The organism is Stenotrophomonas sp. P5_B8 (assembly GCF_054049855.1).
Map to the genome: position 1 here is coordinate 1 of NZ_JBFULO010000025.1, position 20,934 is coordinate 20,934.

A 20,934-nucleotide genomic window follows, 5' to 3' on the forward strand; every position below is an offset into this window, starting at 1 on the left:
CGCGCATTGCCACGCCAGTCACCACCAGCATGAAGATCACCATGGCGGTGATCCTGGGCCTGGCTTTTCTCTGGACCCAGGAGAACAACCTCACCTGGGGCTTCCAGAGCCAGTTCTTCCTTGCCCAGCTGTTGCCGCTGGTGGGCCTGGTGTTGCTATGGAAGTCCAGTCTCCCTGGCCAACGGCGGCACTGGTGGTTTGCCGCAAGCCTGGGCGTGGGCGTGCTCGCCGCCGGCAGCATGGCCAATGGCGTCGTCGCCTCCTGGCTGATCTTCGCCGGCTGCGTGATAGGCCGTCAGGGCTGGCGCCGCAGCGGCTTGGCCCTACTGGTCGCCATCGCCGTTTGCGCACTCTATTTCCATGGCTACGTGTCGCCGAGCAAGGACTCGTTGGCGGTCACCCTGGGCCGCCAGCCGCGCGGCGTGCTGTGGTTCCTGTTTGCCTACCTGGGCAGCCCGTTCGCACACCTGGTGCCCGACGCGGCGCCCAATGTCCGTCTGGCCGCTGCATGTGGCGGCTTGATCACGGTACTGGCCGCGTTGCTTGGCGGGGCCGCGTTGCTGCGGCGCCGCGTCTCGGTGGATATGGAACTGGTCATCGGGCTGTTCCTGGCCTACCTCGGGGCCTCGGCATTCGCGGTCGCCACCAGCCGGATCGTTTTCGGGCTGGAGAGTGCCGTTGCCAGCCGCTACACGACGCCGGCCCTGCTCATCATCGGCTGCGTGCTGGCGCTGGGCGTGGCCCGCCTGTCGACGCGCTTTGCCTGGGCGCGCGGTCACTGGGCCAGCGTGCTGCTCATCATTCCGTTGGTCTTCGTGCCCTTGCAATGGAACGCGCTCAAGCACAATCCACTCGCTGATTTCGAGCGGGTCGTCGCCGCGATGGCGCTGGAGATGGGAGCCCGCGATGACGAACAGCTGATGTGGACGTATCCCGATTCACCACGCGTGCTGCAGATCGCGCACGAGGCGGCCGCACAGGACCTGTCCATCTTCGCCAGTCCTTGGATCCACGATGCCTCCGAGAGCATTGGCACGGTCTACGCTGATGCGCCTGCGGCAGGCTGCGGCGTGGTGCCCCCGGTCACCACGGACCTGCCTCAGTCCCAAGGGTGGACACGCCTGCAGGGCGGCCTGGTGGACGAACGACTGGGACACAGCCTGAGCACGCTGTACCTGCTGGACGCACAGGACCGGATCATCGGCCGCGGTATCCTGGCAGTCCCCGAGAGGGGCGCCGACAGCAAGGACTACGGCGCGCCCTTCAAACTCTATGCGCCGCGCTCGGCGCTGGCGCCGGGCCCGATGAAGATCGTGCTTCCCGGCATCTGCAGCGGCGCCTTCAACTACCAGTAGGGGAGGCGCCACGACGGGTCGGGTCAGTGGGTGCAATCAACGGCACCCACTCCGCATCGGCCGAAGGGGCGTAGCCCCTTCGGGGCCGGTACGACTCAGCGCAGCGGAATGAGCGATCCGTGCAAAGCACGGCGTGGCACGGCGGCGATGTCATAGCCGATGAAGGCCAGCAGGAACTGCAGGCCGCTGACCAGCGCAATTGCCGGCAGGACGACCGTCCCCACTGGCGAGGGCAGGTCCTGCGAAGCCGCCTGCCACCAGTGCCAGCCGCCGTAGGTGGCGCCACCGACCAACAGGATGGCGGCGGCGACCAGTTCAAACGAGGCGATCGACAGGTCACGCAGGTAATAGTTGTAGGCAATGCGCTTGAGTAGATTGCGCAGGTGCTTGACCGCGAACTCGCCCAGCACCTTGCCGATGCTCAGGTTGCTTTGTTCGTCGCCATAACGCGCGTCCATCGGCACGTCGGCCACCACCGCACGCATGGTGTTGAGCCGGAACAGCACATCGGTTTCGAAGAAATAGCGTTTGCTGATGACCTCCACCGGCAGCCGCTCGGCCACGCGCGCGTGGATGGCGGTGTAGCCGTTGGTCGGATCGAAAGTGTCCCAGTAGCCGGTCGAGGCTTTGGCCAGGAACGACAGACCGAGATTACCCACCCGTCGGATCCAGGGCATTTGTCGGATCTGGGTGAGATCCCAGAAGCGGTTGCCCTTGGTGTAATCGGCGTCGCCGCGAAGGATGGGATTGACGAAGTGCGGCAGCAGCAGCGGATCCATCTGGCCATCGCCGTCGATCTTGACCATGACATCCATGCCATCGGCCACCGCCTGCGCATAGCCGCTGAGCACGGCCGCGCCCACGCCCCCGTTTTCGGCCCGGCGAACCACCCGCACCCGCGCGTCGGTGTTCTGGCGCTCAATCAGGTCTGCGGACGACTCCGGGCATGCGTCATCGACGCAGTAGATGGCGGTTACTTCCGGTCCGATTGCCGCGATCACCCCGAGGATGTGCCGGGTCACTTTGTAGCAAGGAATGACCACGGCGACGCGCGGCGGATGGACGGAAGTGACTGGCAGGGAACTCATCGGCGTGTCTCGGCGGATCATCGGTCAGGGCAGGATACGGTAGAACACGATGCCATCCGGGCCCTCGGACACCTCACTGCCCCAGATGCCCAGGTCGCGATAGCTCAGCGAACAGTACTCCCGGTCGAACAGCGGTGCGCGGGCACTGCCGCGGGTGGCAATGATGTGGGTAATGCCCTGCCGACGCAGCAGCGCGCGCGCGTCGGCACGCGATGCGTGGCAGAACGCGGCGTCCAGGTCATGGGCCTGCAAGGAGTAGCCACTGCCCAGGCGCACGTTGAATAGGTAGTCGCGCGCGCCAAACGGCAGGTAGGAGGCGATTTCACCCGCCGGCAGCACCCAGTCTTCGCGGCCGTTGAGCACTTTGCTGTAGGCAGGCGCCAGGACCACGGCGTCCTTGGGCAGCCGAGCCTCGGCAGCTCGGAACTGACGCACCTTCTTCTCGGTGACCGGCAGCGTCCAGCCCATGCTCTTCGGTGGCGGGCCCTGGACATCGATCTTGCGGAAGGCGAACGTGCAGGCGAGCAGGACCAGTAATACCGCCCAACCCGCCCAACGCGGCGCCGCGTCGGCCGCAGCCGGCGCGCCGCGCAGGGAGCGTAGCGCATCCCAGCCGAGCACGGCGGTGGCGCACAGCAGCAGCCAGTGGATCGGCACGCTGTACATGGCCAGCAGGTCCACGTAGCGCTGGGTATAGGTGCTGAGCAGACTGGCCTGCAAGGTCTCGTGGCCCAGCACAAGCGAGATGATGTTGGACGAGCGCAGCGCGATCACCACGGCCAGCAACGCACCTACCTGCAACACGAACAGCAGCACGAAGCCATTACGCTGTGGCTGTCTGCGCGGCAGCAGCACCATGAAGGCCAGGCTTAGCAGCAGCGATAGGACCGCAGCCACACGCGTCGCCCAGAGCAGCTTTGCACTGAATATCTGTGCGGCCGCAGGCAATCCCTGGTCCCATAGCGCCGGCTGCGGACCGTACCAGAGTTCCCAGCGCAGCACTTCCCACACGCGCGCGAGGCCGCCGCTGGCCGAGCTGATGTCGTGCGAGGTCTCCAGCACGCGCAAGCCGAGGGTGTTCTCGACAAACTGATGAACAGTAGGACTTACTTCAGCGAGCAGTTGGAGGTAGTACGGATCGCATGCCAGCAACAGGCCGCCCAGCAGGYCGCCGGCAAGCATCCCAAGCGCCGGCCGCCCCAGCCGCCCGCCTACGCTGCCGGTCTTCCACCACGGCACCAGCATCACCACCGCAAACAGCGGCACGGCATAACTGGCATAGCCGATGACCAGTGACGGATTGAGTTTTGCCGCCATCGCACCGGCAAACGCAAACAACGTCCATGCCAACAGCTGGGTCGCGCGTGCAGGTACCAGCCAGCACAGCACGGCGCACAAGGTCGGCGCGAGCAACACGCCGAATGCTGCCAGCCGCCCGGTACTGTTGAGGTCCGGCATTGGATACAGGTACGACGTGCCGCGCACCATTACRTAGCACCACAGCAACGACACCAACGCTGCGAAGGCGGTCTGCAACCGCAGATCGACCAGGCTCCGGCGCAACCAGCACCCGGTCAGCTCGAACAGTGCAAACAGCGCCAGCGTCGCCTGCAGTACCGGCTGCACCTTCAGGAACGGTCCCATGTGGTGGCCCAGCCCAGGCCACGCCCACAAGGAGGTGAGCAGGTGCAACATCTTCGGGTACTTTTCCACCCAGTCCGTACTGCCCGCGCTGAGCTTGGGATAGCCGGCGCGGAACAGATCAAGGCTGAAAGCGATGTGCTGGTGCGTATCCAGCCCCAGGCTGCCGGCACGCATGGRGTAATACGCAGCCAGCTTCAGACAGACCAGCCCGCCCAGCACTGCCGGGACCCATGCCAATGCCGATCCTGGCGCAACGTTGCCGCCCGACAGGCCGCGCCCTCTGTCCTTGAGTAAGCTCCACGTTGCCGCGCCGGCCACGCCCATCACGAGCAACGGAAGGGCCCATGGCAGGCCCAGGCCCTGCGTCCACGCATAGGTCAGCGGGCTGCACAACAACCACGCCACGATCAGTACGAACTGGCCCAGCAACGCCTTGAAAAACAGCAGCGGTGCACCTGGCTGCGGCACTATCCCCAGCCAGGTGAGCAGCCGGTGTCCGATCAGCGACATCGTGAGCAGCGACACCGTAAGCAGCAGCATGAATTCGAACTGCCAACGGGTTCTGGCAAACAGCGCCACCACCACCAGGTACAGCAGGAACAGCCAGCGCTTGCTGCGCATGCGTGTTTTCAACACATCCAATGTACGTCCCCTGTCCAATCCCTGTGCACCGGCGCCCATCGATGTGGTTACGCCAGTGCCTGCGCCACGCCAGCGGCGATCCGGTCGAAACTGCCCTGCGCCATCAATGGGTGGTCTCCCGAGGCCACCGGCGCGGCCATCATGCCACGCGCTTCGCACGCGTCGACCAGTGCGCTCAGACCCGCGCAGATAGCCTCGGGCGTCATCGACGCCAGCGAATGGACATTGGCCACGGTCTCGTCCAGCCGCTTGTTGTCGTAGCGGTTGGTCAGCACCGACATGCCGAACGCCGCCATCTCCAGCGGCGGATAGCTCGGATGCGGGGACACCATCAACGACAGCCCAATCGACGACGTCGATAGCAGCGTGGCGTACGCATCGATGTCCAGCTTGCCCAGCGCCTTGAGCTTGAACGGCCCCAGGTCCAGGTCGTTTTCAATCTCGCCCGGGGCGGCCACCTGCCATTGGGCCGAGCGCGGATCCTTCCAGCCCCACAGGCGCAGGCCTTCGCAGATCAGCTCGAACGCGTTGCGCGGGGTCCCCGGGCGCGCATAGACGACGATCCGCCGCTCGCGCGCGGTGGTGGCATTGCGCGCCTCGGCCAAGGCAGTACGCAGGCCGTCATGCAGCACCGGCTCGAATACGCTGGCAGTTGCATACCGCATGCCGTGATGGGCGAAGAAGTCGGCGAGCAGGCCGGTATTGAAGATCGCGATGTCACGGTCGCACCGGTAGGTGCTGAGCGACAGCGCGTACTGGCTGGACCATGCATAGAAGCCAGGCTCGAAATCCTGGATCAGGTAGACCATTGGACGGTCGATCCCGCCGTTGGCGTCCTGCCAAGCCGACAGCCGCTGCGCGGCATATGCCGTCCACCACGCGGTGGCTACCCAGATGTCCTCGCCCGCAACCGGCAAGGTTTTGCCATAGCGGTCACTGAACGGAACGATCTGGCGCTGTGCATCGGACGTGGTGCCGGCGGACACCAGGGTATGGTCGGCGAAGCGCGACAGCGCCTCCTCATCTGGCTCGCTGTCCACCAGGATGATGCGCGAGGCGGGGAAGAACCGGCACAGCTCCCGATAGATCAACACTGCAGTATGGATGCCGCCAAAATAGTGCCGGCGGTTGATCGAGGGCAGCACCAGGTTCAGCCGCTTGCCCTGCCACGGGTCGTGGCGCGCATCACAARGCGTTATTTCCCCGACGCTGGTGGCCGGGGCCACACTGGCCGGGCCACCGGCCTCGAGACGACCGGCGACACGTCGCAGGAGCGAAGCCAGACGACTCATGCCTCGCTCCGCTTCAGGCGCGGTGAGGACGCCATGTAATCCAGGTTGGGGCTGTAGAACGGATCGCCTTCTTCGCGGTACGGCGAATAAGCCTGCGCCGAACGCACGAAATCGCTCTCCGGGATGGCACGCGGATCGCGCGTCTTGGATTCATGGTGGATCATCGAAGACTCGGCCACGTAGACCGTATGGAAGCCAGCGGCATAAGCACGCAGGCACAGTTCGACATCACTGCCACACACGATGAACGATTCGTCGAAGCCACCGACCTGCTCGAATTTGTCGCGGGCAATGACCATGCAGGCGCCGGTGACGGCCAGCACCTGACGCTGCAGCACCGGCGACACGAACAGGTTCTGGTTGTGCTGGGGCACCTCGCCCTTGAAGACATGGTCGGCCCAGCCGCCCATGCCGATCACAACACCGGCATGCTGGATGGTGCGGTCTCCGTACAGCAGAAGTGGACCGCAGACACCGACATCGCGGCGCAACGCATTCTCCACCAGGCGCTGAAGCCAGTCGCCCTTGATGACCTCGGTATCGTTGTTCAGGAACACCAGCACGTCGCCACGTGCCTGGGCGGCAGCCAGGTTGTTCAGCGCCGACCAGTTGAATGGCACGTCGGCGTCGATGACCCGGAAATCACCGCGCTGCGACATCACCTGCAACCACGCCAGCGTCTCGGGCTGGGTAGAGCCGTTGTCGACCACGATGATCTCGTAGGCCGGGTAGTCGGTCATTGCCAGCAGCGATTCGACGCAGGTGCGCAGCAGGTCCAGTCCGTCGCGGGTCGGGATGATGATGCTGGCCATCGGCGCAGGCGCGAGGATCGGGTAGCGGACGTCGTAGCAGAAAAGCTGCTTGCCATCGTCCACCTGGGCACCCGGGTAGAGCACATCGACATGACGCTGGATCGCGCGTTTGCCGGCATCGTGCGCGTAGGGCTTGGAACCGGCATTGGCGGCCGTCGAGCCGGCATGGGCGCGCCAGTGGTACAACACGCGCGGCACGTGGGCTACACGCGCACCGTCAGCCACGCAGCGCAGGACCAGGTCGTAATCCTGCGAACCATCGCAGCTGCTGTCCAGACCGCCGTGACGCTGGATCAAGTTGCGCTCGAAGCTGACCAAATGACCCAGGTACATCTGCGCCATGAACAGGTCATGGTTCCAGTCCGGCTTGAAATACGGGTGACGAAGGCGTCCGTCATCACCCAGCACGTCATGGTCGGAGTACACGATATCGGCGTTGGTACGGACATGGCATTCGACGACCGAGGCCAACGCGTCGGGTTCGAGCAGGTCGTCATGATCCAGGAACGTCACCCAACGACCGCTGGCCTGCGCGAGCGCCGCGTTGGTGGTCGCTGCAATGCCACTGCGCTGCGCCGAACGGGTCACCCGTAACGTGGGGATCTCGCGCTGCAGTTCGGCGAGGATCGAGGCGACATGCGGTTGGTCGGAAGCATCGTCGTGAATGCAGATTTCCCAGTTCCGGTAGGTCTGCTGCTGCACGCTGGCAATGGCCTCGCGCAAGAAATTCTCCGGCGTGTTGCAKACCGGCATCACCACACTGATCAGGCCGGCGTCGGCCGGTACCGGCACCGGTCGCTGGGCGGCCAGCCACTGCGCATACGCATCAGGCGCAAGCGGGTTCGGCGGGGTCTGCGGCCCATTGGCATAGGCAAGGATCGCCCGCACCAATTGTCGCGGCCCCTTGCGCGAGGCACGCGCAAGCGCAGAGAAGATGCTTCCTGCGGAAACACCTTGGCCCTGTGCACGGCGGACGCTCCAGTAGATCGCCTTGAGCACGTTGCTCAGTTTGGACAGCATCAGATAACTCCCTTTTTATTCGGTGCCTGGGCGCGCACGTAGACAGGCCAACTCACAACGTGACCCATGCGGCGGCGTAGCCGGCCAGCAGTCCGCCGACCCCCAGTGCCAGCATCACCAGCTTCCATTTCCTGCGCGACCGTGTGTAGGCGGCCGCATCGTCCGCCCGCTGGCTTTCCAGCCTGCGGCGCGCCTGATCCTGCTGCTCGCGCTCCTGCAGCAGACGCTGCTCGGCCTGCGCGAGTTGCTCGTCGCGCTGGGAGACGGTCTGCACCATTGCGTGGAGCTCTTCCCGGGCGTGCTGAAGGGCCGTCTGGCTCTCGACGTCACGGGCCAGCCAACCTGCATCGCTTTCGTCTTTGGCCGCCTGCAACTGCTGGGCGTAGTTGGCAGCAGCGCCCCATTCGCGCTTGGCTACCGCCAAGTCTGCGATGTAGGCGTCCAGCATCCGGGCCGTGGATTCCCACTCGCGCTCCGCGTTGTTGGCACGGAGCCCCAAAGCGCGCAGGCCCTTGGCCAACCCGCTCAGCAGGGCAGTCGCTTCCGCGTCCGACCCGGCCTGRAAGGGAGGATTGGCCCGCAGGCGCGCGGCATCGGTGTCACGGCGCACGGCAACGTAGTACTCGCGGTACGGCTCATCGCTATGGTCGCCGGCAAAAACCCGGCTGTTGTACAGGCGATCGGCCGCTTCCACCAAGGGTTCCAGCTCGGGGAACTTGACCTTGATGAAATGCGTGCCCATCAAGCTTGCCCACAAAGTGGCATTGCCTTGGCCAAAGCGCAGTACTTCCATGCCGGCGGCTTCGAAGGTCTGCACGACCTCGGCCGTCTGCACCAGGCCGAACTCCTTGTGCTCCTGCAGCCACACGTAATCTTCACCGAACAACTCATGCCAACGCCCGTTGGCCTCCACCTCGGCCTGCTCCACCCAGGGCCGCTCGGGCGGAAAACCGACGATCACGGCGCGACCTGCAACACGCGCCATTTCTGCGATGGCGCGCGTGCGCAGATCGGCGGGAATATGCTCAAGCACGTCCAGGGACACCACCGCATCGAACTGCTGGTCGGTAAACGGCAGCGCGGTTGCATCGGCGACAACGAAGTCCTTCTCGTCACCCTCAACGTGAAGGTCGGTGTACAGGAAGGTCGCCTGCGGAAGGAACTGGCCCAGCAGGCGTTGCCGATTGGCCCCTACCTCCAGCACGCTCGGCGCGTCGAGCCCCAGGGTCTGGAGCAGGTGTGCGGCCGCAGCGTAACGCTGGTAATGGTCGAACGGGATATCAAGAAGCGTCGACGTCATGGACCTTCCACTCATGGGGGATATAGACCACGCCTTCGCTGAAATAGGGCGCAGCCACGGTGAATACGCTGGCTTCGGACAGGTAGTCCAGGCAGACCAGGCCCTTGTCGGTGAACAGGCCCACATCGACACGGTACGTGCCGGTGAGCAGGGTCATCGAAGGAATGTGATAGGTGACGCGGTGCGACCCACGCGAGGTCGGGATCTGCACGCGCTCCAGATAGGTATTTGGACCGAAGATGTGCAAACCATCCATGCCCTTGATCGCCACGCCGAGCAACAGACCCTGCACCGCGTCGTCGACCACGGTATAGCTGATGTCCACGCTCAACGGCTCGAATGGCGCGAGCATGTCCGTGCTCAACGCAACCGTCTCCAGGTGCGCGGGGATGCTATCCGGGCGTGGCGCACGACACGTCTCGGCCGCCGCCTCACTTGCCTGCTCGCGCCCCAGTTCATAGTCGCGGAATCGATCGGCGACGAAACTGGCCTCGCCATGCAGCTTGACCTTGCCGCCTTCCAGCCACAGGGCGGTCTGGCAGAAGCGCTTTACCTGCTCCAGCGAATGCGAGACGAACAGGATGGTGGCGCCGCGCGCGCGGATCTGCTCGATCCGGGCAAGGCATTTCATCTGGAAGCGGATGTCACCCACCGACAGCGCTTCGTCGATGATCAGCACGTCCGGCTCGGTATGGATGGCCACCGAGAACGCGAGGCGCACGTACATGCCGCTTGAGTACGTTTTCACGGGCCGATCGAAGAAATCGCCGATGTCGGCGAAGGCGATGATCGACTCCAGCTTGTCGTCTACTTCCTTGCGGCTCAGACCCAGCAGCGAGGCACTCAGGTAGACGTTGTCGCGCCCTGAGAAATCTGGATTGAAGCCCGCGCCGAGTTCGAGCAGCGCGGCGAAACGGCCATGGATGTTCACCGACCCGGAGGTCGGGCGGACCGTCCCGCAGAGGATCTGCAGCAAGGTGGACTTGCCTGCCCCGTTGCGGCCGATGATGCCAACGGTCTCGCCGCGGGGCACGACCAGATTGACCCCATCCAGAGCACGGAAGGTACGGCTGGCGCGATCACCGGACGGCCGCAGCAGGGACATCAGGCGATCGCGCGGGCTGGCGTAGACCGGATAGTCCTTGGTGACATTCAGGACTTCGATCGCCGCGTCGGCAAGGGTTGCCGTGTCAGCGGGAAGTGGGCTGTTCATAGGACGTCCGAGAATCCGCGCGAGAGGCGACGGAAGAGAGCGTAGGAGACAAGCGCGAAGATCACCGACAGCGTGAAGTGGGGCAGCAGCACAGCCAGGTCAGGCGCCGCGTTCTGGACCGTGACCGCGCGCAGCTGTTCGATCGGGGTCACCAGTGGATTGAAGTGGATCAGCCCGGCCACGGCCGGAGGCATCGCCTTGGCCGGGAAGAAGATCGGGCTCAGGAACAGCAGCACGCTGCTCAGGATGCCGACGAACTGGCCGATGTCGCGCAGATAGACGCCCAGCGCGGACAACGACCAGGCAATCGCCAGCAGCATCGGGGTCATTTCCAGCAGAATCAGCGGCGCGGTGAGCGCCCAGGCCGAGGGCAGGCCGGATTGCCAGGTTTGCGCGACGAGCAGGATCAGCAAGCCGATCCCAGCGGTCGTCAGCGCGGCCGCCACCTTCACCATGGACAGCACCGGCAGCGGGAACACTACCTTCTTCACGAAGTTGGGCTGCCCAGCGATGATCCCCGGAGCGGTAACCAGCACCTCGGACAACAGGGTGAACGGCACCAGCCCGGCGAACAGCATCAGGGCGAAGTCACCGGTCGATTCGGCCCCTGCCCAGCGTGCCTTGAAGACGCCGCTGAAGACCAGGGTGTAAACGCAGAGCATGAGCACCGGCTGCAGCACCAGCCACAGGACGCCCAACGTGGTAGTGCGATAACGGGCGGCCAGCTCACGCCCCAGCAGCTGGCGGAACAGGAACAGCAGGTTGGCGTGCTTCTGCATCGATCAGGAGTTCCCAGCCAACAGCGCCTGCTCCAGATCCACCTGCAGATCCCCCAACTCCTCAACCCCCACGCTCAGCCGGACCAGCGCATCACTGATCCCCAGCTGCTCCCGGCGTTCCACCGGGATCGACGCATGCGTCATCACCGCCGGATGATTCACCAGGCTTTCCACCCCGCCCAGCGACTCGGCCAGGGTGAACAACTCGGTCTTCTCGCAGAAGCGCTTGGCCGCCGCGAATCCGCCCTTGAGCACGATCGAGACGATGCCGCCGTAGCCGTTCATCTGGCGCGTGGCCAGTTCATGCTGCGGGTGCGAGGTCAGGCCGGGGTAGATCACCTTCTCCACCGCCGGGTGGGTCTCCAGCCACTGGGCCAGGGCCAGCGCGTTGGCGCAATGGGCCTTCATGCGCAGCGGCAGGGTCTTCAGGCCGCGCAGGGCCAGGAAGCTGTCGAACGGCCCCTGCACGCCCCCGATGGAGTTCTGCAGGAACGCCATCTGCTCGGCCAGTTCGGCGTTGTCGCCGACCACCACCATGCCGCCGACCATGTCCGAGTGCCCGTTGAGGTACTTGGTGGCCGAGTGCAGGACCAGGTCCGCGCCCAGTTCCAGCGGGCGCTGCAGCATCGGCGAGGCGAAGGTGTTGTCGACCACCACGATCAGGCCGTGGCGCTTGGCGATGGCGGCCACCGCGGCGATGTCCACGATCTTCAGCATCGGGTTGGTCGGGGTTTCGATCCAGACCATCTTCGTCTGCTCGGTGATCGAGGCCTCGAAGGCGGCCAGGTCGGTCAGGTCCACGAAGCTGAACTGCAGGTTGGCGGTGCGCTTACGCACGCGCTCGAACAGGCGGAAGGTGCCGCCGTAGATGTCGTCCATCGCCACCACGTGGCTGCCGGCGTCCAGCAGCTCCATCACCGTGGAGCTGGCGGCCATGCCCGAGGCGAACGCGAAGCCGCGGCTGCCGCCTTCCAGGGAGGCCACACAGCGCTCGTAGGCGAAGCGGGTGGGATTGTGGGTGCGCGAGTACTCAAAGCCCTGGTGTTCGCCGGGGCTGGACTGGGCGTAGGTGGAGGTCGCGTAGATCGGCGGCATCACCGCGCCGGTGCTCGGATCGGGCGACTGTCCGCCGTGGATGGCCAGGGTAGCCAGGGCAAGTGCACGGTTGCCGTGCCCGGAGAAAGCGTGGTCGGACATGTTGTTTCCCAGCAATGGAGAGCCCCGGTAGGGGCTCCCGCAAAAGGAGCGGAAGTCTATCAGCGGCGGCTTAATTGACCGTTGACGCGGATAAACGCTGATTCAGAGCAGCTGCGGCCGGCGCGGGGCGGTTTACTGGACCCGGCGGCGCAGGTAGTTCAGCAGGTCGATGCGGGTGATCAGGCCCAGGAAGGCGGTGCCGTCCATGACGATGGCGACCTGGCCGCGGTCGAACACCGGCAGCAGGGCCTCGATCGGCGATTTCACGTCCAGCCGGTCCAGCTTGCTGACCATCGCCGTGGCGACCGGGTCGCGGAAGCGGGCTTCGTCGCCGTAGACATGCAACAGCACGTCGCTTTCGTCCACGATGCCCACCAGCTGGTCGCCGTCCATCACCGGCAGCTGCGACACGTCGTACAGCTTCATGCGCYGGTAGGCGGTGGTCAGCAGGTCCTTCGGCCCGATCACCACGGTGTCGCGCTGGCCGTACGGGCGCAGGATCAGGTCGCGCAGATCGCCCGACTGCGGGCGCTCCAGGAAGCCGTTGTCCAGCATCCAGTAGTCGTTGTACATCTTGGACAGGTACTTGTTGCCGGTGTCGCAGACCAGAACCAGCACCTTCTTCGGGGTGGTCTGCTCCTTGCAGTACTTCAGCGCGGCAGCCAGCAGGGTGCCGGTGGAGGAGCCGCCGAGGATGCCTTCCTTGCCCAGCAGCTCGCGCGCGGTATGGAAGCTCTCGGCATCGCTGATCGCATAGGCCTTGGTGACGCGGCTGAAGTCGGCGATCGAGGGCAGGAAGTCCTCGCCGATGCCTTCCACCAGCCAGCTGCCGGACTTGTCGTTGAGCACGCCGTCGTTGATGTACTCGGCCAGGATCGAGCCGACCGGATCGGCCAGCACCAGTTCGGTCTTCGGCGAGGCGGTGGCGAACGCGCGCGACAGGCCGGTCATGGTGCCCGAGCTGCCGCAACCGAACACGATCGCGTCCAGGTCGCCGTCCATCTGTGCCAGGATCTCCGGACCGGTGCCGAACTCATGCGCCGCCGGGTTGTCCGGGTTGCCGAACTGGTTGATGAAGTACGCGCCCGGGGTTTCCTCGGCCACGCGCTGGGCCATGTCCTGGTAGTACTCCGGATGGCCCTTGGCCACATCCGACCGGGTCAGGCGCACTTCGGCGCCCATCGCCTTGAGGTTGAAGATCTTCTCGCGGCTCATCTTGTCGGGTACGACCAGGATCAGCTTGTAGCCCTTCTGCTGGGCGACCAGCGCCAGGCCCAGGCCGGTGTTGCCGGCGGTGCCCTCGACCAGGGTCGCGCCCGGCTTGAGGTCACCGCGCTTTTCAGCGGCTTCGATCATCGACAGGCCGATGCGATCCTTGATCGATCCTCCGGGATTGGCGCTTTCGAGCTTGAGATAAAGCTCGCAGACGCCGGTGTCCAGGCGCTGGGCCTTGACGATCGGGGTCTGGCCAATGAGTTCAAGTACGGAGGAATGGATTGCCATCGGTTCACATCGATTCGCGCCGCAATGCGGCCGGACCGGTGATTATCCGACGGTTGGCGGAGAAAGTCAGGTTGCCGCGATCTACGGCCGTCGGCGGCCGACGAAGGGCCTGCGGCACAAGGCCCTGCACAGAACGACGCGGACGGCGTCCCTCGACGAGGAGACGGACGCCGCCCGCGTCGACGGGGGAAGGTACCGACCGTAGGCCGGTACCCAAAGGGCTCAATGCATGGGGGAGTCGTACATCCGTTCCAGCTTCTGCTTGGCCAGCAGCTTCTCACGCTTCATCCGGCCCAGGGTCAGATCGTCTATCGGCAACACACCCAGCTGGGCATCCATGCACTTTTTGTTCAACTTCTGGTGCCGCTCGTACAGTGCCTTGAATTCCGGGTCACGCTTGCGGCGTGCATCGATCTCGCTCTGGGGCTGACCTTCGAACATGATGAACCTCCTATCGCTTGTTGCAGAAACAAGAACGCCCCGGCCTCACGGCACGGGGCGTTGCTTTTGGGTGGAGCGCCGGACACGAACCGCAACCGAACCTGCACGTGCAACCGGGACTGCCCGGACTGCAGACTGCTGTGGTTCAAGCCCTCGGTTCATCGGCCCGGCCCTCCAATCGTCCGGGTCGCGGAAGGCCACCCGGACAACTGACCCTACGCCTGCTCCGGAGGGTCTTCAAGCGTTTCATCTGAAATTTTCGATGTGGCCCAGCAGAGGTTCAGGCTGAACACGCAGAACAACGAAAATTAAACGAAAACAAGCAGTTGCATCACAACCAACGATCGTGGTCGACCACCGCGCCGTTCTCAGGGCGCGATGATCACCTCGGCCGAACGCGCCTTGGTCGCCGCCGCCTTCTTGCCGCTCACCTGCAGCCGGCTGGCGCTGACGCCCGCGGCCACCAGCGCGTCGCGCAGGGCCTGGGCACGCTGATCGCCCACCCCGGCGGCGGCATCATAGGCCTCGATCCGCACCCGACCCTTCTTGCCGATGTTGAGGTACTCGGCCAGCGCCTTGGCCTGGCCCTTGGCCCCGGCCGACAAAGCACCCTTGCCGGCGGCGAAGGCATCGCCGTTGAAGGTGAAGACCTCGCCGCGGGTGTCGAACTTCGACCCCGGCAGCTTGTTGCCCGAGACCAGTTCGGCCTCTTCGYGGGCCAGCTTGGCCGCGCTCTGCTGGGCTGCGCTCAGGCGCGCGGTCTGCTTGCCGGCCACGCTGGTCAGCGCGGTTTCGGCATCCTGGCGGGCCAGGGCTTCCTGTTCGGCGGCCACGCGCAGGCGCTCGCTCTCCTCGGCCTGGATCTGCGCCTGCACGCGCAGGCGTTCGGCCTCCTGGCGGGCGCGCTGGGCATCGCGGCGGCTGGCTTCGATCAGCAGCTCGCTGCGGGTGCGTTCGAGCTGGTCGACCTCGCGCTGGGCCAGCGCGGCACGTACGCTGGTTTCGGCGATCTCGACCCGGCGCTCGGCCAGGTAACGGGCCTGGTCCACATCACGGCGCTTGGCCTTGGCCAGCTCCGCGACCGCCTGCTGGGCCTGCAGCCGCTCGAAGGCGCCCAACTGGGCCGCATCGGGGTTGGCCTGGATGGCCATCAGCCGCTGGCTCAACTGGGCCACGGCCGGGTCTTCGGCCGCCTGGGCCAGCAGCGGCAGGGCCAGGCTGGCGGCCAGCAGCAGGGTGGAGGCACGCAGCGTCGGGGACTTCATCGGCGAAACCTTCATCAGCGGTTCTCCCCGGTGGCGAGCTGGCGTTGCAGCTGGGTCACCTCATTGCGGCGCAGCTGCAGCTGGGCGGTGGCCGTGGCCTCCTCGCTGCGGGCGCGGGCCAGGTCGGCATCGACCGTGGCGCGAACGGCCAGGGCCGGGGCGTTCTTGCGCTCGCGGCGGTCGCCGGCCGCGCGCTGGGCCTGTTCAAGCCCTTGCCGGGCCACGGCGATCAGGTCCGGGGCGTACTGGTCGGCATCGGCCTGGGTGGCCTTGTCGACCGCCTGCCGGGCCTGCATCAGCTCCAGCGCGCCGTCCTGCGCCTGGGCGGCGCCTGCGAACGCGAGTGTGCACACCGTCACGCATATCAGCAGCGTCCGGTACGGGACACGTCGTATTTGTGCGAAGCTAGGATTCATTGGGGGTGCCGTCGCCAGAAGTAGGAGCGCGGCCATTGTCGGAAGCCTGCGGCGTGCTTGCAATGGCACGCGGCCGATTGTTGGGGAAACATTTCGCATGGATATCGGCTATTTCCTGAAGCTGATGACCGAAAAGAACGCTTCGGACATGTTCTTGACGACCGGAGCACCGGTATACATCAAGATCGAGGGCAAGTTGTACCCGCTGGGCAATACCGGCCTGCCGCCGGGAATGGTCAAGAAGATCGCCTACTCGCTGATGGACGAGGGCCAGGTGCCCGAGTTCGAGCGCGAGCTGGAGCTCAACATGGCCATCGCCCTGGCCGAGGCCGGGCGCTTCCGCGTCAACGTGTTCAAGCAGCGCGGCGAGGTGGGCATGGTGATCCGTGCCATCCGCAGCAAGATTCCCAGCATCGAAGAGCTCAACCTGCCGCAGGTGCTCAAGGACGTCATCATGACCCCGCGCGGGCTGGTGCTGGTGGTCGGCTCGACCGGTTCGGGCAAGTCGACCTCGCTGGCCTCGATGATCGACCACCGCAACAGCACCACGACCGGGCACATCCTCACCATCGAGGACCCGATCGAGTACCTGCACAAGCACAAGATGTCCATCGTCAACCAGCGCGAGGTCGGGCTGGATACGCACGCCTTCCACAACGCGCTGAAGAACGCGATGCGTGAAGCGCCGGACGTGATCCTGATCGGCGAGATCCTGGATGCCGAAACCATGGAGGCGGCCATCGCCTTCGCCGAGACCGGGCACCTGTGCCTGGCCACGCTGCACTCCAACAACGCCGACCAGACCATCGAGCGCATCCTCAACTTCTTCCCGGAAAGCGCCCACCGCAACGTGCTGATGAACCTGTCGCTGAACCTGCGCGCGGTGGTGTCCCAGCGCCTGGTGAAGGGTAAGGACGGGCGTCGCCTGCCGGCCACCGAGGTGTTGATCAACACCCCGATGATCCGCGATCTGCTGCGCCGCGGCCAGGTGCATGAGATCAAGGCTGCGATGGAAGCCTCGCTGGAAGAAGGCATGGAGAGCTTCGACCAGTGCCTGTTCCGGATGGCCAAGAACGGCATCATCGAGCAGGAGGAAGCGCTGCGCGCGGCCGACTCGCGCGATGGCCTGGCGTTGAAGTTCCGGCTGTCCGAAGGTGGCAGTGGCGAGCACGATCCGTACGCGGATTTCTCGGCCAACAGTGCGCCGGCGGCGATCACGCACGGGTTCTGAGGGGTGATCGGGGAGCCACGCGTTGCGTGGCTCTACCGGTGCGGTTTCGATCCAGTCTTTTGAGGAGCCGGCCAACGGCCGGCACTACCCTGCGCGTTACCGCCGGTCAGGCGGCGTCGGGCTGGTTTTCCGGGCGCGCCGTGTCGAAGGCCGGCAAGGCAAGGCACGCCGCATCGATCCGGGCCAGGGTCGGGTACGGCTCCAGGTCCAGGTTGAAGCGGCGCGCGTTGTACAGCTGCGGGACAAGACAGCAGTCGGCAAGGCTCGGGCTGTCGCCATGGCAGAAGCGACCGGTATCGACCGATTCGACCAGCATCCGCTCCATCGCGTCGAACCCCACCCGCATCCAGTGCCGGGTCCAGTCATCGCGCTCGACCTGCGGCACGTTCCAGGTGTCGCTGAAGAACTGCATCACCCGCAGGTTGTTGAGCGGGTGCACATCGCACGCCACCAACTGTGCCAGACCGCGCACCCGCGCACGCCCGGCCGCATCGTCGGGCAGCAGCGCCGGCAGCGGGAACACCTCGTCCAGGTATTCCAGGATCGCCATCGACTGCCGCAGCACCTGCCCGTCATGGCACAGCGTGGGCACCAGTTCCTGGGGATTGAGCGCGGCATAGGCCGCGCTGTGCTGCTGTCCACCATCGCGCACCAGGTGCACCGGGGTGATCCGGTGTGGCAGCTGCTTGAGATTCAACCCGATCCGCACGCGATACGCCGCGCTGGACCGCCAGTAGCTGAACAGTTCGATGGCGCTCTCGTCGGTGGCGGTGGCCGCGTTCAGGGCTTGGCGGCCTGTTCGATGCGCTGCTCGATCGCCCCGAAGATGCTCTCGCCGGCCGCGTCGAGCATTTCGATCCGGACCACGTCGCCGAAGGACATGAACGGCGTGCTCGGCTTGCCGTCGCGCAGGGTTTCCACCGTGCGCTGTTCGGCGAAGCAGGACGCGCCCTTGYTGGTGTCCTCGTTGGCGATGGTGCCCGAGCCGACGATCGCACCGGCGCCCAGCGGACGGGTCTTGGCCGCGTGCGCAACCAGCTGGGCGAAGTTGAACTGCATGTCCACGCCGGCTTCCGGCGCGCCGAACCATTCGCCATTGATATGGGTGAGCAGCGGCAGGTGGACCTTGCTGTCCTGCCAGGCCTCACCCAGCTCATCGGGGGTGACGAACACCGGCGACAGCGCCGAGCGCGGCTTGGACTGCAGGAACCCGAAGCCCTTGGCCAGCTCGCCCGGGATCAGGTTGCGCAGCGAGACGTCGTTGACCAGCCCGACCAGCTGGATGTGGCCGGCGGCCTGTTCCGGGGTCACCGCCATCGGCACGTCGTCGGTGATCACCACGATCTCCGCCTCCAGGTCGATGCCGTAGTCCTCGCTGACCACCTTGACCGCGTCGCGCGGGCCGTAGAAGCCGGCGCTGGTGGCCTGGTACATCAACGGATCGGTGTAGAAGCTCTCCGGCACTTCGGCGCCCCGCGCACGGCGCACCCGCGCCACGTGCGGCAGGTAGGCGCTGCCGTCGACGAATTCATAGGCGCGCGGCAGCGGCGCGGCCAGCGCCTGCAGGTCGATGTCGAACACGCCGTCGGCGCTGCCGTCGTTGAGCGATTCGTACAGCGCGTTCAGGCGCGGCGCCAGGTGCGACCAGTCTTCCAGCGCCTGCTGCAGCGTGGTGGCGATGCCGGTGGCGCGCACGCCGTGGCGCAGGTCGCGCGAGACCACGATCAGGGTGCCGTCGCGGCCGCCTTCCTTCAAAGAACCAAGCTTCATGGGTGGGTATCCGGAATCGCGAAAATAGGTTTCAAGTGTAATCAAATGCGCGGTCAATCCAAGTCGCACTGCGCCAGAACGACGATAGCCCATGCGAATGATGCTGGGGTGGTCGCCTGCGACGGTCGCCCGGCCAACGGCCGGTCGTTACGGATTGCGACGGGCGCCGGGTAGCTCCGGATACGTCGGCGCTGGCGTCTCCAAGCTGAACAGGGGGATTTGGTACGGAACTCAACTATCCGCTAGACTATGCCGGTCTGCAGCGGCCGTCCGTTTCCCTTCGGGATCRCCGGCGATATGGATCATCGATCCGTCGCCCGCCCCCACTCCGACGCCATTCGTCATGCATACCAGTCTGCGCACCGCGCTGGCTGCACCCAATTCTCGCAGCGCGGTTTACGGGAACGCTCCGAGTCAGCCGATCACTCTGATCTGCCTCGCGTCCGGCCATTCGGCCTGGCGTTACTTTGTCTTTGGAGCTTCCACCCGATGTCTTTTGAATCCTTGGGCCTTGCCCCGTTCCTGCTGCGCGCGTTGGCCGAGCAGGGCTACGACACCCCCACCCCGATCCAGGAGCAGGCCATCCCGCTCGCCCTGGAAGGCCGCGACCTGCTGGCCGGCGCACAGACCGGTACCGGCAAGACCGCCGCGTTCGGCCTGCCGCTGCTGCAGCACCTGGGCACCAACCCGCAGGCCGTCGATGGCCCGCGCCGTCCGCGTGCACTGGTGCTGGCCCCAACCCGCGAGCTGGCCACCCAGGTGCATGACAGCCTGCGCGGCTACAGCAAGTACCTGCGCATCCCGAGCGCCTGCATCTACGGCGGCGTCGGCATGGGCAACCAGTTCGACGTGCTGCGCCGTGGCGTGGACCTGCTGGTCGCCTGCCCGGGCCGCCTGATCGATCACATCGAGCGTCGCAGCGTCGACCTTTCCGGCATCGAAATCCTGGTGCTGGACGAAGCCGACCGCATGCTCGACATGGGCTTCCTGCCGTCGATCAAGAAGATCCTCGCCAAGCTGCCGCGCCAGAACCGCCAGACCCTGCTGTTCTCGGCGACCTTCGAAGAGAGCATCAAGCAGCTGGCGCTGGAGTTCATGCGCAACCCGGAGCAGATCCAGGTCACGCCGAAGAACACCGTTGCCGAGAACATCAGCCACCGCGTGCACCCGGTCGATGGCCCGCGCAAGCGCGAGCTGCTGCTGCACCTTCTGGCCCAGGACAGCCGTGAGCAGACCCTGGTGTTCGGCCGTACCAAGCATGGCTGCGACAAGCTGGCCATGTTCCTGGACAAGTCCGGCATCAAGACCGCGGCGATCCACGGCAACAAGAGCCAGGGCCAGCGCCTGCGCGCACTGGGCGACTTCAAGGCTGGCCGCGTGACCGTGCTGGTGGCGACCGACATCGCCGCGCGCGGCATCGACATCAACGAGCTGCCGAAGGTCATCAACTATGACCTGCCGATGGTGGCCGAGGATTACGTGCACCGCATCGGCCGTACCGGCCGTAACGGCGCAACCGGCCAGGCGATCTCGCTGGTGGCCCAGGACGAGGCCAAGCTGCTCCGCCAGATCGTGCGCCTGCTGGACAAGGATATGGACATCCGCGATGTGCCGGGCTTCGAGCCGCAGACCCCGATCCGCTGGGGCAACAGCGCGCCGGGCAAGGCCGAGCTGCCGGGTGGCGATCGCTCGCCGCGCAAGCACGCACGTCGCCCGCACGCCGAGGCCCCGCGCCACGCCCATGCCGGCCCGAAGAAGGCCGGCGGCGCTCAGCGTGATGGCGCCGGTCGCGGTGCTCCGCGTGGTGGCCAGCCGCAGGGCCAGCGCCGTGGCGGTGGCAATGCCGCTGGCGGCCGCAGCCAGGGCGGCGGTGGCGGTCGCGCCAGCTGATCCGTTCGCGGACCGGTTGAATTGAAAAGGGCGACGCTTCATGCGTCGCCCTTTTTTTGGTTTGCATCCGGGCCGT

Annotated in this window: 17 protein-coding genes; 3 read left to right on the forward strand and 14 right to left on the reverse strand. The window is 65.7% G+C overall.

Translation table 11 applies throughout. From position 1 onward, the window contains the following. Positions 1 to 1,355, forward strand: a 1,355-nt coding sequence (locus ACXJKH_RS02750) for a hypothetical protein (RefSeq protein ID WP_457318210.1), incomplete at its 5' end; no start/stop codon positions are given. 95 nt (positions 1,356 to 1,450) lie between these two features. Here the strand turns inward: ACXJKH_RS02750 and ACXJKH_RS02755 are convergent. The 12 genes from ACXJKH_RS02755 to ACXJKH_RS02810 all read right to left on the reverse strand — a co-directional run bounded on the left by ACXJKH_RS02755 (position 1,451) and on the right by ACXJKH_RS02810 (position 15,967). Beyond that, positions 1,451 to 2,443: a glycosyltransferase family 2 protein gene (locus ACXJKH_RS02755; RefSeq protein ID WP_457318211.1), complete on the reverse strand. Its 993-nt coding sequence runs from the start codon at positions 2,441 to 2,443 to the stop codon at positions 1,451 to 1,453. 24 nt (positions 2,444 to 2,467) lie between these two features. Further along, positions 2,468 to 4,708 carry a hypothetical protein gene (locus ACXJKH_RS02760; RefSeq protein WP_457318212.1) on the reverse strand — a complete coding sequence of 747 codons (2,241 nt, stop codon included), beginning with the start codon at positions 4,706 to 4,708 and terminating at the stop codon, positions 2,468 to 2,470. Positions 4,709 to 4,776: 68 nt separating this feature from the next. Continuing rightward, a complete protein-coding gene (locus tag ACXJKH_RS02765) occupies positions 4,777 to 6,021 on the reverse strand; it encodes a rhamnosyltransferase WsaF family glycosyltransferase (protein ID WP_457318213.1) in 1,245 nt (414 codons plus the stop codon). Further along, positions 6,018 to 7,853: a glycosyltransferase family 2 protein gene (locus ACXJKH_RS02770; protein WP_457318214.1), complete on the reverse strand. Its 1,836-nt coding sequence runs from the start codon at positions 7,851 to 7,853 to the stop codon at positions 6,018 to 6,020. Before ACXJKH_RS02770 ends, ACXJKH_RS02765 begins: the two co-directional genes overlap by 4 nt. 52 nt (positions 7,854 to 7,905) lie before the next feature. Further along, positions 7,906 to 9,153 (reverse strand): class I SAM-dependent methyltransferase, encoded by a 1,248-nt coding sequence (locus ACXJKH_RS02775; protein WP_256775316.1) that lies wholly within the window; start codon positions 9,151 to 9,153, stop codon positions 7,906 to 7,908. Beyond that, the gene (locus tag ACXJKH_RS02780; protein ID WP_457318215.1) at positions 9,134 to 10,366 is read right to left on the reverse strand and encodes an ABC transporter ATP-binding protein; all 1,233 of its coding nucleotides are present in this window, start codon (positions 10,364 to 10,366) and stop codon (positions 9,134 to 9,136) included. Before ACXJKH_RS02780 ends, ACXJKH_RS02775 begins: the two co-directional genes overlap by 20 nt. Then, positions 10,363 to 11,145 carry an ABC transporter permease gene (locus ACXJKH_RS02785; protein WP_256775315.1) on the reverse strand — a complete coding sequence of 261 codons (783 nt, stop codon included), beginning with the start codon at positions 11,143 to 11,145 and terminating at the stop codon, positions 10,363 to 10,365. The genes ACXJKH_RS02780 and ACXJKH_RS02785 overlap by 4 nt, the downstream gene beginning before the upstream one ends. A gap of 3 nt (positions 11,146 to 11,148) precedes the next feature. Next, positions 11,149 to 12,342 (reverse strand): cystathionine gamma-synthase, encoded by a 1,194-nt coding sequence (locus ACXJKH_RS02790; RefSeq protein ID WP_457318216.1) that lies wholly within the window; start codon positions 12,340 to 12,342, stop codon positions 11,149 to 11,151. A gap of 132 nt (positions 12,343 to 12,474) precedes the next feature. After that, positions 12,475 to 13,845: a pyridoxal-phosphate dependent enzyme gene (locus ACXJKH_RS02795; protein ID WP_457318217.1), complete on the reverse strand. Its 1,371-nt coding sequence runs from the start codon at positions 13,843 to 13,845 to the stop codon at positions 12,475 to 12,477. A gap of 222 nt (positions 13,846 to 14,067) precedes the next feature. Further along, complete coding sequence (locus ACXJKH_RS02800; RefSeq protein ID WP_256775312.1) at positions 14,068 to 14,286, reverse strand: YdcH family protein; 219 nt, start codon at positions 14,284 to 14,286, stop codon at positions 14,068 to 14,070. A gap of 368 nt (positions 14,287 to 14,654) precedes the next feature. Beyond that, positions 14,655 to 15,551 carry a hypothetical protein gene (locus tag ACXJKH_RS02805; protein WP_457318218.1) on the reverse strand — a complete coding sequence of 299 codons (897 nt, stop codon included), beginning with the start codon at positions 15,549 to 15,551 and terminating at the stop codon, positions 14,655 to 14,657. A 14-nt stretch (positions 15,552 to 15,565) separates the two neighbouring features. Next, complete coding sequence (locus ACXJKH_RS02810; protein WP_306175462.1) at positions 15,566 to 15,967, reverse strand: DUF4398 domain-containing protein; 402 nt, start codon at positions 15,965 to 15,967, stop codon at positions 15,566 to 15,568. A gap of 97 nt (positions 15,968 to 16,064) precedes the next feature. On the opposite strand from ACXJKH_RS02810, the gene ACXJKH_RS02815 reads away from it, so the two are divergent. Next, positions 16,065 to 17,198, forward strand: coding sequence for a PilT/PilU family type 4a pilus ATPase (locus ACXJKH_RS02815; RefSeq protein ID WP_038690656.1), 1,134 nt, complete (start codon positions 16,065 to 16,067; stop codon positions 17,196 to 17,198). Between the two features lie 106 nt (positions 17,199 to 17,304). Here the strand turns inward: ACXJKH_RS02815 and maiA are convergent, their stop codons facing one another. Both maiA and ACXJKH_RS02825 read right to left on the reverse strand, forming a co-directional pair. Next, positions 17,305 to 17,949 carry a maleylacetoacetate isomerase gene (gene maiA, locus ACXJKH_RS02820; RefSeq protein WP_457318220.1) on the reverse strand — a complete coding sequence of 215 codons (645 nt, stop codon included), beginning with the start codon at positions 17,947 to 17,949 and terminating at the stop codon, positions 17,305 to 17,307. Positions 17,950 to 17,978: 29 nt separating this feature from the next. Further along, a complete protein-coding gene (locus ACXJKH_RS02825; protein ID WP_457318219.1) occupies positions 17,979 to 18,968 on the reverse strand; it encodes a fumarylacetoacetate hydrolase family protein in 990 nt (329 codons plus the stop codon). A gap of 489 nt (positions 18,969 to 19,457) precedes the next feature. Here ACXJKH_RS02825 and ACXJKH_RS02830 point away from each other — a divergent pair, with 489 nt between their 5' ends. After that, positions 19,458 to 20,858 carry a DEAD/DEAH box helicase gene (locus ACXJKH_RS02830; RefSeq protein WP_256775309.1) on the forward strand — a complete coding sequence of 467 codons (1,401 nt, stop codon included), beginning with the start codon at positions 19,458 to 19,460 and terminating at the stop codon, positions 20,856 to 20,858. The last annotated feature ends 76 nt before the right edge of the window (positions 20,859 to 20,934 follow it).

What these genes read in the sequence shown, in the direction of transcription:
- ACXJKH_RS02780 (WP_457318215.1), bottom strand. Translation starts at nt 10,366, where the DNA reads ATGAACAGCCCACTTCCCGCTGACACGGCAACCCTTGCCGACGCGGCG.
- ACXJKH_RS02810 (WP_306175462.1), bottom strand. Translation starts at nt 15,967, where the DNA reads ATGAATCCTAGCTTCGCACAAATACGACGTGTCCCGTACCGGACGCTG.
- ACXJKH_RS02755 (WP_457318211.1), bottom strand. Translation starts at nt 2,443, where the DNA reads ATGAGTTCCCTGCCAGTCACTTCCGTCCATCCGCCGCGCGTCGCCGTG.
- ACXJKH_RS02790 (WP_457318216.1), bottom strand. Translation starts at nt 12,342, where the DNA reads ATGTCCGACCACGCTTTCTCCGGGCACGGCAACCGTGCACTTGCCCTG.
- ACXJKH_RS02815 (WP_038690656.1), top strand. Translation starts at nt 16,065, where the DNA reads ATGGATATCGGCTATTTCCTGAAGCTGATGACCGAAAAGAACGCTTCG.
- ACXJKH_RS02830 (WP_256775309.1), top strand. Translation starts at nt 19,458, where the DNA reads ATGTCTTTTGAATCCTTGGGCCTTGCCCCGTTCCTGCTGCGCGCGTTG.
- ACXJKH_RS02785 (WP_256775315.1), bottom strand. Translation starts at nt 11,145, where the DNA reads ATGCAGAAGCACGCCAACCTGCTGTTCCTGTTCCGCCAGCTGCTGGGG.
- ACXJKH_RS02800 (WP_256775312.1), bottom strand. Translation starts at nt 14,286, where the DNA reads ATGTTCGAAGGTCAGCCCCAGAGCGAGATCGATGCACGCCGCAAGCGT.